Origin of the sequence: Arcobacter sp. F2176, from assembly GCF_004116465.1 — a bacterium.
GTDB lineage: Bacteria > Campylobacterota > Campylobacteria > Campylobacterales > Arcobacteraceae > Arcobacter > Arcobacter siniprincipis.
On record NZ_PDJV01000001.1, the window covers coordinates 200,934 to 217,836 of the forward strand.

Below are 16,903 nucleotides of genomic sequence, written 5' to 3' on the forward strand. Positions count from 1 at the left end.
TTTTATATATTTTGATATAATCACTTATATATAAAAAACAATTAAAAGAGATTTAAAATGTCAGCAATTAAAAGAGTACAAGAAGCTATTGAAGAGATAAGAAAAGGTAACATGGTAATCATGTTAGATGATGAAGATAGAGAAAATGAAGGTGATTTAGTTTATGCAGCAGCATTATCTACTCCACAAAAAGTAAATTTTATGGCAAGTCATGCGAAAGGTCTTGTTTGCGTATCTATTACTAAAAATACAGCAAATAGATTAGAACTAAATCCAATGGTTGCAGCAAATACTTCATCTTATGAAACTGCTTTTACAGTTTCAGTTGATGCAGCAAGTGCAAGTACTGGTATTAGTGCAGGTGAGAGAGATGATACTATTAAAATATTAGCAAATCCAGTAAGTAATACAAAAGAATTAGTAAAACCTGGACATATTTTTCCTCTAATTGCAAAAGATGGGGGAGTTCTTGTTAGAACAGGTCACACAGAAGGTTCTATAGATTTATGTAAACTAGCAGGGTTTAATGGTGAAGCTGTTATTTGTGAGATTATGAAAGATGATGGAACAATGGCAAGAAGAGATGATTTAGATATTTTTGCTCAAAAACATAATCTAAAACAAATCTATATCTCTGATCTAGTAGAGTATAGATTATCACATGAAATATTAGTAGAAGAAGTTTCTTCCTCAAATATAAACTTTTTTGGAAAAGAAGTTATAAAAAAAGAATTCAAGGATCATTTAAATAATGTACATACTGCAATTATATTTGGAGATTTTGAAGATACAACACATGTTAAATTTCATTCAGTAATTCCAGATATTCAACTATTTTTAAATGATGATAAATTGAATTCTATGATTAAAACAATAAATTTCCTACAAGCAAAGAATGGTATTTTAATTTTTCTTAATGAATTTATGAATCATCCAGAATCAAAAAAAGATTATGGAATAGGTGCTCAAATACTTAACTTGTTTGATATCAAAAATATAAAACTACTAACAAGTGGTGGGAAGCACTCATTTGTAGGTCTAACAGGCTTTGGTTTAGAAATTGTTGAAGAGATTCAAATAGAGGGCTAAAAAGTTGTAGTAGGGAGACTTATTTTATCCCTGCTACTGTTTTAACCACTTCAAGTGATTTTTTTATCTTTATAATATCTTCACTTAATTCTTTTTCATTTTCTTTATAATATGTAGAAGATTCAATTATATTTATCTTATTTTCAAGTTTTAATATAGAACTAGCTCTTGTATCTTCATCTTCAATATTCATATAACTTAATGGATTTTGGCTAGAAAGTTTTTTTAACCTAAATAAAAAAAGATACTCATTATCAGGCGTCTCTTCAAAAAAACTACAAATTTCATTATAAACTTCCTCTTTTGATGAATCAAATTTATTATATATTACATTTACATAATCATTTAAAAAAATTTCATAATTCTCATAATCAATAAAAAAATCTTTTAAAGAGATACTTTCTATATCTTTATTATTAAACTTCTCATCAATCATATGAACAGCACATAAGTATGCCACTTTAGAACATTTTCTCTCAATATCTTTTAAAATACTTTTAAATTCCATTATTTTATCCTTAAATAAAAAAAGGGAGATGATAAAGTCATCTCCCTTTTTTAATAAAAATTACAAATTTTTATAATTGTGGACCAGCTGCTGTAAAATCATAATCACTTTCTAATGTCAAATATTTTTTGAAATTTTTAACATACATTCCTGCAAGTTTTTTTGACATTTCATCATAAGCTTCTGTATCTTCCCAAGTATGTCTAGGATTTAATACTCTTGTTTCAACACCATCAAGTGTTTTTGGAACAGCTAAATTAAATACTGGAAGTGTTTCAAAATCACTTTGCGTGATAGAACCATCTAAAATAGCATTTATACAAGCTCTTGTATTTTTAATACTCATTCTTGTACCAATACCATAAGGACCACCAGTCCATCCTGTATTTACTAAATAAACATTTACTTTATGTTCATCAATTTTTTTACCTAAAAGTGCCGCATAAATAGTTGGATTTAAAGGTAAAAATGCTTCACCAAAACATGAACTAAAAGTAGCAACTGGTTCTGTAATACCTCTTTCTGTTCCTGCAACTTTTGCAGTATATCCACTTAGAAAATAGTACATTGCTTGTTGTTTGGTAAGTTTTGCAACAGGAGGTAAAACACCGAATGCATCAGCGCATAAGAAAATAATATTTTTGGGATGTCCACCCTTCATATCAGGTGTATGATTTTCGATATGACTTAAAGGATAAGAAACTCTTGTATTTTCAGTTTTACTTCCATCAGTAAAATCTACAACACCTTTTTCATCAGCAACAACATTTTCTAATATTGCACCTTTTTTAATAGCTCCATAAATCTCTGGCTCATGTTCTGCAGATAGGTTAATAACTTTAGCATAACAACCACCTTCAAAATTGAAAACTCCATTATCATCCCAACCATGCTCATCATCACCGATTAAAGCTCTTTTAGGGTCAGTTGATAATGTTGTTTTCCCAGTACCAGAAAGTCCAAAGAATAAAGCTGTATCACCATCTTCGCCAATATTTGCAGAACAATGCATTGGTAATTTTCCCTCTAAAGGAAGCCAATAGTTCATCATAGAAAAAAGACCTTTTTTCATCTCACCAGCATACCAAGTACCACCAATGATTGCAATATTTTCTTCCACATTAAATACCACAAAAACTTCAGAGTGAAGACCATGGCTCATATATGATTTATCTATTGTTTTACACGCATTATATACTGTAAATTGAGGAGCGAACCCATCTAAGTCTGATTCGTCAGGCATTATAAACATATTTTGTATAAAATTTGCTTGCCAAGCTATTTCTGTAATAAATCTAGCTGATCTTCTTGAATCAATAGAAGCACCACAAAATACATCAGTAACAAATAAATCTTTATTGCTTAACTGCTTTTTTGCAGTTAATAATAAATCATCGTAAACATCTTTTGTTACAGCACTATTTATATCACCCCAAGCTATATATTTGTTTGAAGGATCTTGATTTACAAAAAATTTATCTTTTGGACTTCTACCAGTAAAAATACCAGTATCAATCATTAAAGCGCCAGTTGAAGATATTTGCGCACCTTCATTTTTTACTGCATGATTAATTAATAAATCTACATCACTGTTTCTATATACAGTTTGAACGTTTTCTAAACCTAATTGGCTTCTAATATCAGACATTATTCTTTTTTTCCTAATAAATTAAAATATTGATAATAATACACCCGCCGCTACTGCAGAACCAATAACACCGGCAACATTTGGACCCATCGCATGCATCAATAACACATTTGATCTGTCATATTCCTGACCAACTTTACTAACAACTCTCGCTGCCATTGGTACAGCACTAACACCTGCTGCTCCAATTAATGGATTAATTTGATTATCTTCAGAACTAAATTTATTCATAAGTTTAGCCATAAGTACACCAGCTGCAGTACCTGCAGAAAATGCCAATAATCCAATAACCATAATCCCTAATGTATCTAACACTAGAAATTTATCCGCTGCTAATTTTGAACCAACTCCTAAACCTAAGAAGATAGTTACAATATTAATTAAAGAATTTTGCATTGTATCGGAAAGTCGCTCAACAACTCCTGATTGTTTTAAGAAATTTCCAAATGCAAATGCACCAATTAAAGGAGTTGATTCTGGAAGTACTAAAACAGCGAGCATTAAAATCAAAATAGGTAAAAAAAGTTTTTCTAATTTATGTACTTTTCTTAATTTTGGCATTTTAATTCTTCTCTCAGCATCAGTTGTAAGAGCTTTCATAATAGGAGGTTGAATAACAGGAACTAATGCCATATAAGAATATGCAGCAACAGCAATTGCACCTAACATCTCAGGAGCAAGTCTATTTGCAATAAAAATTGATGTAGGACCATCAGCTCCACCAATAATAGAAATAGCAGATGCAGTTTGTAAGTCAAATCCTATCATAACTGCACCAACAAGTGATCCAAAAATACCAAATTGTGCGGCACCACCAAGTAGGGCAGCTTTTGGATTAGCTAAAAGTGGTGAGAAGTCTGTCATTGCTCCAACACCCATAAAAATCAATAGTGGGAAAAATTCATTTGCTATTCCCATATTATAAATAATTCCTAACATCCCATGTTCACCACCCATGTGGGCCAAAGGAATATTCGCTAATAATCCACCAAAAGCAATAGGAAGAAGTAATAAAGGTTCAAACCCTTTTGCAATTGCTAGATAAAATAGTACAAAACAAATGATAAACATTATAATTCTACCAAATGATTGTTCAAAAAATGTCATGGGTCTTTCATGAGCAGAATTTGGCTCTGAAGTCATAACATCATCACTTGGATTAATTAAAGCATTAATACCTGTAGTATTAAAAAAAGAAACTACTAGTTGCCCAATAGTTTTAGAGTGATACTCTTTAGTTTTTGTTTGAGTTTCTGTCCCACTTTGGGTATCAGAAGCAAATGCATTTATGCTAAATATACACATAAGTGAAATTAACAAAGAAGCGATTAATTTTTTATTCATAAATTTTCTCCAATTTGTTTATTAACCAATAATGGCAATAACTTGACCTTCTTCAACAGCTTCACTTTGAGTAACTAAGAAAGATTTTATTGTACCATCAACTGGCGCTTCAACATCAATTTCCATTTTCATAGCTTCTAAAATCGCAACAACTTCACCTTTTGCAACTTTATCACCTACATTTTTAGTTATCTTCCATACATTACCACTAACAGTTGCCCCAACTTCTACCCCATCACCACTTGATACTGGCGCTGCAGCAGCTTGAGTTGTTGTTGTATTTTGCACAGGTGTTACTTGAATATCTGCATTTCCTTCTGCAACAGTTACATTAAATTTTTGTCCATCTACTACTACAGTATAGTTTCCAGTTGAATTACCCATAACTTTATTTTCTCCTAATTTACAATCTTTATCATCTTCACATATATCTAAACTATTTTTTCTAACACTTAAAGGACTATTTCCTTTTAAAAATGAAATTCCTTTTTCATCACAAGCAGCTGCTATAAAGATATTTTCTTCAGTAGTTTCAATATTTTCTTCAACAAGTCTATTTTCCCAATATTTCATAGTTTTCTTTTCATCTCTATCTGAAATATCTAATGGATTTTCTTTTGTTGGTTTTAATTTTAATTTTTCTGCTGCTAATGCTACAACCTCGGCATCTGGTTCAACAGGAGTTTTACCAAAGTATCCAAGTACCATTTTCCCATAACCAGGTGCTATTTGTTTCCATGGACCAAACATTACATTTGCATATGCTTGTTGCCAATAAAATTGAGAAACAGGAGTTACAGAAGTACCGTATCCACCTTTTTCAACAACTTCTCTCATAGCTTTTATAACTTCAGGAAATTTGTGTAAAGTACCATTATCTCTCATCATTTGAGTATTTGCAGTCAATGCACCACCTGGCATTGGTGAGAAAGGAATCAAAGGAGAAACTTGAGTAGCTTCTGGTGGCATAAAGTAATCTTTTAAACAATCATTTAAAACTTCTTCATATTTTAGAATTTTTTCTATTTCTAAACCACCAAGATCATAATTCATTCCTTTAACTGCATGCATCATAGTTAAAATATCAGGTTGGCTAGTACCACCTGAAACTGGATTTGCAGCTAAATCAATACCATCAGCACCAGCATCAAGTGCAGCTAAATAACAAGATACACTAACCCCTGCTGTTTCATGAGTATGTAGTCTAATATGAGTATCTTCACCCACTAACTTTCTAGCCATTTTGATTGTATCAAAGATTTTTTGAGGAGAAGAAGTTCCTGAGGCATCTTTGAAACAAATTGAATCATAAGGAACACCACTGTCTAATATTTTTCTTAATGTTTTTTCGTAAAAAGGAACATCATGTGCACCAACACATCCTGGAGGTAAATCCATAAGTGTTACAACAACTTCATGGTTCAATCCATATTTTTTGATGCATTCTGCTGAGTATTCAAGATTTTGAACATCATTTAAAGCATCAAAATTTCTAATTGTTGTTGTTCCATGTTTAGCAAACATTTTTGCATGTAAATCAATAAGATCTCTAGAACCTGTATCTAACATAACAGTATTAATTCCACGAGCCAGAGTTTGTAAGTTTGCATCGGGGCCAACTATTTCTCTAAATTTATCCATCATTTCAAATGCATTTTCTTGTAAATAGAAGAATAGAGATTGAAATCTTGCTCCTCCACCAAACTCAAAATGATTTATACCTGCCTCTTTTGCAGCTTCAACAGCTGGAAAAAAGTCATTCATTAAAACTCGTCCACCAAAAACTGATTGGAAACCATCCCTAAAAGTGGTATCCATTATATCAATATATTTTTTTGACATTAAAATTAACCTTTTTGATTATTGTGATGTTGAATAGCTGCAGTAATAGCAGCAATCTTTTTTGCAGTAGTATCAGATGTTGCAACACTAGGTTGAACTTTTCTAGCAGGTTTTATATTTTCTTTTTCAGGAAAATACTTTTTTATAAGCCCTGCTTGAGCTTTCAAAGCTAAAACCATAATTATAAGGAAAGAAAAAACTATTCCCATTCCTAAAACCATAAATTTTAATGCTTCCATGACTAAATTTGTTTCCATATATTTCTCCGTCAAAACACCGAATTCAAATTAAATTCTATAGTAATTAACCTTTGTTAAAATTAATTTTTTGGAAAATATATGTAAAATTTTAAAATTTACATTATTTATACATATTTACAATATTTTGTTACCATATTTGTATAATAAATAGTCTATTCTTTTAATAGCTCTTGAAATTGATGATTTTGTATCTAAAATTATTGTTTGCATGTCATTCTCCTATAAATATGACAAATCTTAATATAATTTTATAAAACTATTGAAAAATCTTTCATTTTGTAATATAATTTTAAAAAGGAGACAAAATGTTATTAGTTAATGAAATAATTGAAAGACTAAAAGATGTTTTAAGTACAGATGGTATCAAAGGAAAAATATTTGATAAAGATGTTGCAGATGCATTAAATTTATCACAAGCAAATTTTGCAACTATGAAAAACAGAAGTAGAATACCTTTTTCAAATATACTAGACTTTTGTGCAATAAAAAAGATTTCGATAAATTGGCTTTTATATAATCAAAATCCTGGATCACTTGTGGACTCAACAGATAAATATTGGATAAAATATTTTCCGGAAATTTCAGTTAGTGCAGGGGGAGGGGCATATGATAGTGATGAAAATTATGAAAATATTGAAGTTCCACCATATTTTGTAGATACTTTAGGTGGAGAGCAAAACTTAAAAAATATCGAAGCTATAAATGTAATTGGTGACTCAATGGAGCCTACATTAAATTCAAATAATATTATCTTTGTAGATAAATCAATAAAAAGTGGATTTAGAGATGGAATCTATGCTTTTACTACAACACATGGGCTTTTTGTAAAAAGAATACAAAAAAGAGTTGATGGAAAACTTGATATTATTTCAGATAATAAAGACTATCCTGCTCAAGTTATGAAAATCGATGAATTAGAGGTTTTAGGTAAAGTTGTTGGCTCTTTTGGAATGGTATTCTAAAAGAGTTCTGCACTTTCATGCAAAGATAGCTTTAAAGTCTCTTCGACTTTAAACTTATCATATCCCATTATATAAATTGCATTGAAATTTTCTTTTTTAATAACTTGTTTTAAATTATCTAAATTTTCTAAGACAATTTGGGCTTCATCTAAACCTTCAATATAAATAGGACTTATGAATATAGTTTTACCATATTTATATTTTTTTTCTAAATATTTAATTTCATCTACCAGTAATTCTAAGTTTTTTTGACAAACAATGAACTTATTGCTCTTACCAAAATCTATTACATTTAAATATTTATCCACAAAAATAGGTTTAAAGTGCGTTAATTTTATTAGTTTATGAAAATCAATATCTATATTTAAAAAATTGTAAACATCTAAAAATTGATTTATATAAAGTGATGGGATTTTTAGTTTGTTAAAATATTTTTCTTCATATGAAAATGATGTTTCAAATAACGAGTGTTCGATAAGATTATCAATTTTGTACTCTTTTGTAGAAAAAACTTTATAATTTGGATATATTTTTTTGATAAGCTCTTCATCTGCACAAAAAAATATCTCTTCTTCACTTAGATTTTCCATAATTTTTGTACTTCTTAATAAATTAGAAGAGATAAGATGAATCTCTTTTTTTGAAGACTTATATATGTTTATTAAGTCATAAGTAACTTTATCACAATAATAAACTTCTAAATTAAGCGTAGAAAACTTAAATCTAAAAAGTTTGACTAAAGCTTGATAAACTGAGGGTACTTTTATCCAAGCAATTTCTTTATCTAACACTTCAATTTCAAAATCATAAACAATAGCAAAAGCACCATTTTGCATAGCAATTTCTATATCATCTTTATTTTTAACTAAAAATAAATCACCTTCAATTACTTTTTTTGGATCAGTTTTAATATTGTATATAAAAGAAATAGATGGAGAGTTTTGAAGCTCGCCATCTATAATATCAATGATAGAAGAAATATTCACAATATTTCTTAAGAGATTTTCGTTCCAGAAACTTTTGGTTTTTCAGGACGAACTAAATTTAAACCATTTTCATCACGAGCAGCTAAAAGCATACCTTCACTTATCATTCCCATTAGTTTTGCAGGTTTTAAGTTTGCTACAACACAAGCTTGTGTTCCCACAAGCTCTTGAGCACTGTAAGACTCTTTTATTCCAGCTAAAATTTGTCTATTTCTTCCTTCTCCTAAATCAACTTGAAGTTTTAAAAGTTTTTTAGATTTGGGAACTTCTTCAGCTTCTACTATTGTACCAATTTTTAAAGTAGTTTCAAAAAACTTATCAATTGTAATTAAATTATCCTCTTCTATAACTTCTTTTACTTCCTCTTTTTTAGTAGGTTGTGTAGCTACATCAGCAGGTTTTGCTTGCTCTAATAATAACTCTTCAATTCTTGGAAAAAGCTGTTCTATTTTTGTAATAGTAACATCTTCAAGTAATTCTTTATTTTCTATAATTTTTGTATAGTTTTCAGTATTTATTTCTACTCCTATACATTGAGCTATCTTAGAAATCTTTTCAGGCATAACTGAGTCTAAAAGTAGGGCAACTTTAGCCATAATATTAGTAATCAAAGCAACTAAAGCCATAGCTTCATCAACTTTTCCTTCTTTCATTTTACTCCAAGGTTCATAATCACCAATTGCTTTGTTTGCAATAGTTAAAACCTTCCAAATTTCTTCAAGATATCTATTTAATTGCATATTGTAAATATAATCTTTAAGTCCAGCTAAAATCTCATTTACTTCATCTAATTCTTTATTATGAAATTTAACTACATCTTTTGAAGTAACTTTATGTTCAAAATATTTTCCACTCATACCAATGATTCTATTAAGTAAATTTCCTAAGTCATTTCCTAAATCAGAGTTAATTCTATCCATCAAAGCTTTTTGAGAGAAATCACCATCTTGACCAAAAGGTACTTCTCTAAGCATAAAGTATCTAAAAGCATCAAGACCATAAGCATCTGCTACTTCTTTAGGATTTACCACATTCCCTTTTGATTTTGACATTTTATCACCATCTCTTGTCCACCAACCATGAGCTGCAATGTGTTTTGGCAATGGTAAATCTAATGACATCAAAAATGCTGGCCAATAAATAGCATGAAATCTTAAAATATCTTTTCCAACTAAATGAATATTTGCTGGCCAATATTCCATATTTTTATCATCTGTCCCATATCCAAGTGCTGTAATATAATTCAATAAGGCATCTAACCACACATACATAACATGTTTTGGTTCATTTAATGATTCTGGTAATTTAACACCCCAATCAAATGATGTTCTAGATATAGATAAGTCTCTTAGTCCACTTTTTACAAAATTTATAATTTCATTCTTTTTAGAACGAGGTAAGATACAGTCTGGATTTTCTTCATACCATTTTAGAAGTTTATCTTCATAAGCAGATAATTTAAAAAAATAACTCTCTTCTTTTACTATATTTGTAGGTTTTCCACAATCAGGGCAGAACTCATCTTCTATTAATTGTTTTTCAGTAAAAAAGGTCTCACATGACACACAATAATAACCTTCGTACTCACCCTTGTAAATATCACCTTTGTTAAACATTTTTTCAAAGGCAAATTGAACACCAGTTTTATGTTCTTCATCAGTTGTTCTTATAAACTTATCATAAGAAATATCAAAATCATCCCATAAAGCTCTAAATTTACCAGAAACTTCATCTGCATACTCTTTAGAAGTTTTACCTCTTAATTTTGCACTCTCTTCGATTTTTTGTCCATGTTCATCAGTACCAGTAAGTAAGAAAGTTTTATTACCAGTTAATCTTGAGTATCTAGCCAACATATCAGCGATGATTGTAGTATAGGCATGTCCTATATGTGCAACATCATTCACATAATAAATTGGAGTAGTAATATAAACATTTTTATGACAATTCATTTTTTACCTTTAATTAAAATTCAAATCCACCTGTAGAACCTTTGTTCATAGATTCATACACGGCTATAACATATTTTTTTCTTATTTCACAATCGAAAAACTTCTCACAAGGATTACAAGAATCTAAACCAAAAGACTTTTGACACTCTTTTAATCCAACTATTTGCTCTTCTAAAGCTTCTTCCCAATGATCAGGATTTTGATTATTTTCCATTTTCACTATAAACTTTTAAAACTCTATTTATCTCTTCTTTTGAACCAAAGAAACAAGGAGTTGTATCATGAATATGAGTAGTAGGAACTTCTAAAACTCTTTTAAACCCATCAACTGCTCCACCACCTGCTTTTTCATAAGTAAGTGCAAAAGGAAAAACTTCAAAAAGTTGTCTTAGTTTTCCTTTTGGTCTATCTGTAGTTCCAGGATATGAAAATAACCCTCCACCTTTTAGAAGTATTTGATGAAGATCGGGAACCATTCCACCGCTATATCTTAATCTATAACCATCATTAAAAATATCATCTATTAGTTGTTTATGAAAAGGAGCCCAACAATTTTGTGTAGAACCAGGAGCATTTAATTTCCCTTTATCATTTAATTTAATATCTTGAATAAATTTAAATTCTCCATTAAGTAATCTATACATTTTTACATCATCTGTTGTAATTACCATTTCAACTCTAGGTCCAAACACTACATAAACAGAAGCTACTATATTAGCAGCATTAAACTCATTTGAATAAATACCAAAAATAGAACCAACTGATAAGTTAACATCAACTAAAGAAGATCCATCTAAAGGATCATAAGCAATTAAATACTTACCATCATCATGTAGATTTACAATATTTTCTTGTTCTTCGCTAACTATCGCTTTTATTGATTTAACTTTTGAAAATATCTTTTCAATAATTACATCACTTTGGATATCAAGTTTTAATTGAGTATCTCCAGTTGAATTTTCTTGTTCACTTTTTCCTGTATCACCTGTCTCTATAAGATATTTTATCTTTATAGCTGATTCTTTTATAGCATCAAAAATTTCATTCATCACTTTACTCTTTTCGCATTTTGTTCAATCCATTCAATTATCTCTTCTGGATTATTTAAATCTAATTTTTTCATTCCTTCAGGAATATCTTTTATACTCTCATCAGTTGCAATTACATCTGTTACTTCAAAATAAGATTCTTCAATTTTATCCCTAAATATTGCTATTCTTGGAAGAGGTAAAGTCTTAAGACCTTCAACTAACAAATAATCAAATTCTTCAAACATATTTATAATCTCTTCCAATGAAGAAGTTGTCTGTTTAAACATTGTAGTTCTAGTAGGCCCTACAACTGCAACATCTGCACCTGTTTGAAAAAACTTGAAAGAATCTTTTCCTTCTCTATCAAAGCTAGCCTTATCTTTAGGATCATGCTTTACTATGCAAACTTTGTATCCCATATCTTGAAGAATACTTGATACTTTTATTACTAATGTTGTTTTCCCACTATTTGAGGGACCTGTAAATGCTACAGCCAAATGTTTTTTTGTATTTAATTTCATTTTGGGATTTTATCTAAATGATGGTTAAAGTATCTTTAGTGTAAAATCACGAACTTATTATATAAATTTGGAGAATTTATGAACAAACTTTTGTCGATTATTTTATTTACTTATTTACTTTTTATAACTGGTTGTAGCTCTTATTCTATAACAAAATATTTTAATAAAGATGAATTTTTTCTTAATTCATTACAATATACAAAGAAAGCAGATGTTGTTGAAAATAATGAAGTTATATCTATATTTACTGCAACATATTTAAATAAAGTTGATGATAAATATGATGATAAGTACGAAAATTTCATAGTTTCTGTTTATGTTGCAAATAATAAAAAAGCTGGAACACCTAATATAACTTTAGATAAACAAAGTTATTCAAAAGAGGAAGAAGAAAATAATATAAGTTATAAAGAAAATTATATAAAAATGGAAGAGATAAGAAAAGGTTCAAAAATCATTGAATCAATACCTTTAAAAAATCCATGGGCTAAATATTATTTAATCAAATTTGAAAAAAATAAGAATATAGAAAGTCCAGTATTAACATATAGTCTTAATGAGAAACAGAAAGTTGAGATAAGTTTTTAAAAAACTCATCTAAACTTAGTTCTTTTTTATCTATAATCTTAGTATAAACAATAAAGTTTACAATAAAATCTTTTGCTTTTTCACTATCCATAAGCTCTAAACTTAAGTATGGTTCATACAAATTCTTTGTATTAAACAAATCAAATTTTAATTTATCTTTTAAATATTCTTTATTATTAGAATATGAATAAAAGTACATTAAAGGATGAAAAAAATCAGTTTTTAAATCATCTAATATATAAGTAAAATAATCAATATTTATCTTAGGGTCAAGAAGTTCTTCTTTTTTTGTAGATAACTTATTTAAAACAATTATCTTTTCAGCTTTTTTTAGATTTATTTGCATTAAACCTAAGTTAAAATCAGGTGAAACTTTATTTTCATCAAAAGAGCTTAGAGTCTTAGCAAAGGAGTTAATCAACACTTTTTTATCATTAGGATATTTTCTTAAAAAATCATAATCTAATACTTTAAATTCATCACCAACTTTTATTTTTTCTTTCAATTGTTGCTTTATATATAAAGTATAAATATTTAAGTTATTTGATTCTTTTAGTGCATTTAAGCTTTTTTCATCTTTGTTTAATAAATAAAGCCAAAAGTTAGCTTTATCTTTGTCTTTTTGAGTAATATCTTTTAATAGGGCATTTTCAAAGTATATATTTGTTTTAAGATCATATTTTTTGTTTAAAACTCTATTTAAACCTAATAAAAATGATATCTCATAATTATAATTTGTATCATCAAATTCTAAAAAAGTAGATTGCAAGAAGTTTAACTTGGGATTTGAAATAACTATTGATAAAAACTTTTCAAATCTTTTATCATCCTTTATCTTTTCAATAGTCTTAGAGGGAAATTTATAGTTTAGTTTTTCATTTAAAAAATTATTATTAACATTTAAATATAAATTATAAATCACATCTTTTGAAGATGAAACAACTTTAGTAAAAGGAATAGGGGAGTTTATAATTTTTAATTCTTTTGCTAAGAGAGGATAAGTATCTTGAATCTTTTGTATTATTGAATTTAATTCTAAGGCATTTAGAGATAAAGCTTTTTTTAGTGTAAGTCCAATAGCAATACAATCACTATATGAATTAATTAACTCTTTTGCTTGAGCATTTAGACATTGTGAAACTGCCAAAGTCTCATCAAGGTCTATTTTTTTTGCATATTCATCAAAAATGATTTTATTTACATTTGAGATATGTTCTAATATATTTATAGTATTTTCATATGATTTTTCACTATTTGATAGTTTTACATAATTGTCAAAATCATTTTTTGAAATATTCTCAGAGGAATATACATAAGAATTTATGAGAAAAAAGCACAAAACAGTCTTAAATCTCATAAAAAATCCTTACATTCCCATAAATAATCTTCCTAAAAATGTTTCTAGGAAAATAAGTATTAAAATAAGAATCATTGGTGCTAAATCCATACCACCAAATACTGTAGGAATATACTTTCTTATTAAAGCATATGCAGGTTCTGTCAATCTATATAGCATTTGAACTATTGGATTATAAGGATCTGGTCTAACCCAAGAAATAAGTGCCGAAATAATCACCACCCACTTATATAAAAATATAACACTCATTACAACTGTAGCAATTGAGCCTATTAATGCATCTGTCATTTTACAATCTCTCCCATATAATTTTTAATTAGTGAATAAATAGCTGATAAATTTGGACCTGTATGTGTTCCTGTTAAAAGATATCTCAAGTTTATTGATAAGGATTTATCATCTAATTTTGTATTTTCTATAATATATTTTTCTAATTCATTAAAATCATCCATAAAAGGAGCATATGACAAACATTTTTTTAAGTTAGAAAATTCATCTTCAAATCCTTTTAAAGAAACTTTTGAACTAAAAATCAAATCTATTTTAGCTTTAATCTCATTTATTGTACTTTCTTCATCTAAATATAGTTTTCCTAACTTTCCAATATCTGTATCAGCAAACCCTAATATTTTGGATAATCTCATTTCATCTAAATCAGCAATATGTTTTTTGTTGATAAGTTTTAATTTTTCTATATCAAATTCAACTGTATCTTTTGAAACTTTTTTAATATCAAACCACTCAATAGCTTCTTCAATTGTAAAAATTTCATTTGGAGTTTCATTTCCTAATAAGACTAAATAATTAGCAATTGCACTTGGTAAAAACCCTTGTTCTATAAATTGTTTTACACTATTTTCAGCATTTTTTTTATTACTATTTACATTTAAAATAGAAGAAAGGTGTATATATTCAATACTTTTAGTATAGTTTAATTGATTTCTTACATGTATTTGTTTTACTGTATTTTCTATGTGTCTTTCATCTCTTATTACAGTAGAGATATCATAAAGCATATCATCAACAGAACAAGAGAAGTTATAAGTTGGTGTTTTATCATGTTTTAAAATGATAAAAGAATCAACATTAGATGGTTCAAAAGAAAAATTTCCTTTAAGTAAATCAGTAAATTCTATAATATTTTCTGGCTTTTTAATTCTAACAGTAAATGGTGCATTGCAGTTTAAAACTGTTTCATCTGATAAGGTTTCGCAAAAACCATCATAACTATTTGGTTTCCCTTTTTCTTTACATTTAACTTTTATTTCTTCTAACTTTTCATTAGAACAAAAACAAACAAAAGCTTTTTTTGAACTCATTAATTGCATTGTTAATTTTTGGTGATATTTAAAATTTTCACTTTGATAAACAACAGATTTATAATCAATAGAAAAAAGATTTAAAAGTTCAAGTATTTCTTTTTCATTTCCATCAATGTTTTTTTCTTTTTCAGTATCTTCTATTCTTACCAAAAGTTCTTCATTTAACTGCTTAGCAACAATATAATTGAATAAAGCAACTCTTAGGTTTCCTATAGTCATAAGCTCTGTAAGACTTTGCGAAAATCTTAACAAACTATTTCCTTACTATCGAAAATGATAAATTCTTTATCTCAGTATGAGATTTAACATAATCATTAATCTGTTTTAAACTTAATTCTTCTATTTTTTCTAACTCTTTAGTTGAATAGTCTTGATTTAAACCTCTATAATAAAGAGTAAACGCTCGATTTAATCTTTGACTTAAAGTTTCAACTCTTAAAGGCTCACTTCCTGTTAAAAAACTTTTAGCAGCTTCCAATTCATCTTTTGTGATACCTTTTTTTACGAATTCATCAACAATTTTGTTTACTAAGTCTTTTGCTTCATTTGCTGTTTCGTTTTTTGTTTGTAAATAACCAGTAAAATATGTATGAGATTTATTTATGGAAATTTGACCATAAGCACTGTATGCTAAACCTCTTTTTACTCTTATTTCTTCCATCAATCTTGAACCAAAACCACTTCCACCTAAAATAAATGAAGCTACTTTTGCAATATAATTATTTTCATCATTTACTTTTACATCAAAAGGACTTCCAAAATAAATATATGCTTGTTCTGTCTCTTTTATCTGTTCTTTTATAACTTTTTTATCAGAAGCCTCAATATCAATCATTTTTGATTCTTTTCCATGTTTTAAAGAGCTTAAAAGAGGGGTTAAATCATTTTTTACTTCGTCTAAAGTAATATCACCACCTGCTACAATTATTAGATTTTCTAAAACTAAATTTGAATTAATAAAGTTTTTAACATCATCAAGTGAGATTTTTGAAATAGATTCTGTTGTCCCACTTGATGGGTTTTCTAAAGAAGTACCCTTAAAAAGTATTTTATTTAATTCGTTTCTTGATACATAATCAAAATCATTTTCTTTTCTTTTTAAAGAACCTGTTAAAATTGTTTTTACTTTTTCTAATGATTCATCTTTATAGTTGGGAGATTTTATCAATTCTTTTAATAATTCTAGTCCATTTTTGTAAACATCTTTAATAGATGATAATTCAATAACAAATGTTTCAAAACCATGAGAAACATTTAGTGAAATTGCTAAATTTTCTAATTTTTGTGCAAATTTTGTACTTCCATCTTCTAAAGTACCTTCATTTAATAATCTTGCAGATAAACCTGCTAATCCATTTTTATCTTTATCTTTTATTGAACCACTATTTTTGAAAACTAATTGTAAATTAAAAGTTGGCAAAGAGTGTTGTTCTTCAAAAATTATTGGTATATTTGTATTTTCTATTTTAATATGCTCTATTTGGGCACCCATT

General features: G+C 28.0%; 17 protein-coding genes. 3 read left to right on the forward strand and 14 right to left on the reverse strand.

The genetic code is table 11. From position 1 onward, the window contains the following. Window positions 1-57: 57 nt before the first annotated feature. On the forward strand, window positions 58-1,089 hold the full coding sequence (locus CRU95_RS00915; RefSeq protein WP_129099270.1) for a bifunctional 3,4-dihydroxy-2-butanone 4-phosphate synthase/GTP cyclohydrolase II: 1,032 nt from the start codon (window positions 58-60) through the stop codon (window positions 1,087-1,089). A gap of 19 nt (window positions 1,090-1,108) precedes the next feature. Here the strand turns inward: CRU95_RS00915 and CRU95_RS00920 are convergent, their stop codons facing one another. From CRU95_RS00920 to CRU95_RS00940, 5 genes are all read right to left on the reverse strand, one after another. After that, complete coding sequence (locus tag CRU95_RS00920; RefSeq protein ID WP_129099271.1) at window positions 1,109-1,597, reverse strand: hypothetical protein; 489 nt, start codon at window positions 1,595-1,597, stop codon at window positions 1,109-1,111. 70 nt (window positions 1,598-1,667) lie between these two features. Further along, window positions 1,668-3,245 carry a phosphoenolpyruvate carboxykinase (ATP) gene (pckA, locus tag CRU95_RS00925; protein ID WP_129099272.1) on the reverse strand — a complete coding sequence of 526 codons (1,578 nt, stop codon included), beginning with the start codon at window positions 3,243-3,245 and terminating at the stop codon, window positions 1,668-1,670. Between the two features lie 21 nt (window positions 3,246-3,266). After that, window positions 3,267-4,589, reverse strand: a complete 1,323-nt coding sequence (locus tag CRU95_RS00930; RefSeq protein WP_129099273.1) for a sodium ion-translocating decarboxylase subunit beta — start codon at window positions 4,587-4,589, stop codon at window positions 3,267-3,269. A gap of 21 nt (window positions 4,590-4,610) precedes the next feature. Continuing rightward, window positions 4,611-6,431 (reverse strand): biotin/lipoyl-containing protein, encoded by a 1,821-nt coding sequence (locus tag CRU95_RS00935; RefSeq protein WP_129099274.1) that lies wholly within the window; start codon window positions 6,429-6,431, stop codon window positions 4,611-4,613. Between the two features lie 5 nt (window positions 6,432-6,436). Next, window positions 6,437-6,688 (reverse strand): OadG family protein, encoded by a 252-nt coding sequence (locus CRU95_RS00940; protein ID WP_129099275.1) that lies wholly within the window; start codon window positions 6,686-6,688, stop codon window positions 6,437-6,439. A gap of 308 nt (window positions 6,689-6,996) precedes the next feature. On the opposite strand from CRU95_RS00940, the gene CRU95_RS00945 reads away from it, so the two are divergent. Further along, window positions 6,997-7,653, forward strand: a complete 657-nt coding sequence (locus CRU95_RS00945) for a S24 family peptidase (protein WP_129099276.1) — start codon at window positions 6,997-6,999, stop codon at window positions 7,651-7,653. Here CRU95_RS00945 and CRU95_RS00950 read toward each other — a convergent pair. From CRU95_RS00950 to mobB, 5 genes are read right to left on the reverse strand one after another with little or no spacing between them, the layout of a single operon-like run. Further along, window positions 7,650-8,639 carry a peptidoglycan synthetase gene (locus CRU95_RS00950; RefSeq protein WP_129099277.1) on the reverse strand — a complete coding sequence of 330 codons (990 nt, stop codon included), beginning with the start codon at window positions 8,637-8,639 and terminating at the stop codon, window positions 7,650-7,652. The two genes, CRU95_RS00945 and CRU95_RS00950, sit on opposite strands and share 4 nt — an antisense overlap. 8 nt (window positions 8,640-8,647) lie before the next feature. Next, entirely contained in the window at window positions 8,648-10,591 is a 1,944-nt protein-coding gene (metG, locus tag CRU95_RS00955) for a methionine--tRNA ligase (RefSeq protein ID WP_129099278.1), read from the reverse strand. Window positions 10,592-10,604: 13 nt separating this feature from the next. After that, a complete protein-coding gene (locus CRU95_RS00960) occupies window positions 10,605-10,805 on the reverse strand; it encodes a hypothetical protein (RefSeq protein WP_129099279.1) in 201 nt (66 codons plus the stop codon). Next, on the reverse strand, window positions 10,795-11,640 hold the full coding sequence (locus CRU95_RS00965) for a class 1 fructose-bisphosphatase (RefSeq protein WP_129099426.1): 846 nt from the start codon (window positions 11,638-11,640) through the stop codon (window positions 10,795-10,797). The genes CRU95_RS00960 and CRU95_RS00965 overlap by 11 nt, the downstream gene beginning before the upstream one ends. Next, window positions 11,640-12,143, reverse strand: coding sequence for a molybdopterin-guanine dinucleotide biosynthesis protein B (gene mobB, locus CRU95_RS00970; protein ID WP_129099280.1), 504 nt, complete (start codon window positions 12,141-12,143; stop codon window positions 11,640-11,642). The genes CRU95_RS00965 and mobB overlap by 1 nt, the downstream gene beginning before the upstream one ends. 78 nt (window positions 12,144-12,221) lie before the next feature. On the opposite strand from mobB, the gene CRU95_RS00975 reads away from it, so the two are divergent. Next, window positions 12,222-12,731, forward strand: coding sequence for a hypothetical protein (locus CRU95_RS00975; RefSeq protein WP_129099281.1), 510 nt, complete (start codon window positions 12,222-12,224; stop codon window positions 12,729-12,731). Here the strand turns inward: CRU95_RS00975 and CRU95_RS00980 are convergent. The 4 genes from CRU95_RS00980 to CRU95_RS00995 are packed head-to-tail and all read right to left on the reverse strand — an operon-like array spanning window position 12,697 to window position 16,902. Continuing rightward, complete coding sequence (locus CRU95_RS00980; RefSeq protein ID WP_129099282.1) at window positions 12,697-14,088, reverse strand: transglycosylase SLT domain-containing protein; 1,392 nt, start codon at window positions 14,086-14,088, stop codon at window positions 12,697-12,699. The genes CRU95_RS00975 and CRU95_RS00980 overlap by 35 nt on opposite strands. A gap of 9 nt (window positions 14,089-14,097) precedes the next feature. Next, window positions 14,098-14,376, reverse strand: coding sequence for a YggT family protein (locus tag CRU95_RS00985; protein WP_129099283.1), 279 nt, complete (start codon window positions 14,374-14,376; stop codon window positions 14,098-14,100). Further along, window positions 14,373-15,662 carry a glutamate--tRNA ligase gene (gene gltX / locus CRU95_RS00990; RefSeq protein ID WP_129099284.1) on the reverse strand — a complete coding sequence of 430 codons (1,290 nt, stop codon included), beginning with the start codon at window positions 15,660-15,662 and terminating at the stop codon, window positions 14,373-14,375. The genes CRU95_RS00985 and gltX overlap by 4 nt, the downstream gene beginning before the upstream one ends. Before the next feature lies 1 nt (window position 15,663). Then, entirely contained in the window at window positions 15,664-16,902 is a 1,239-nt protein-coding gene (locus tag CRU95_RS00995) for a pitrilysin family protein (protein WP_129099427.1), read from the reverse strand. Window position 16,903: the final 1 nt, after the last annotated feature.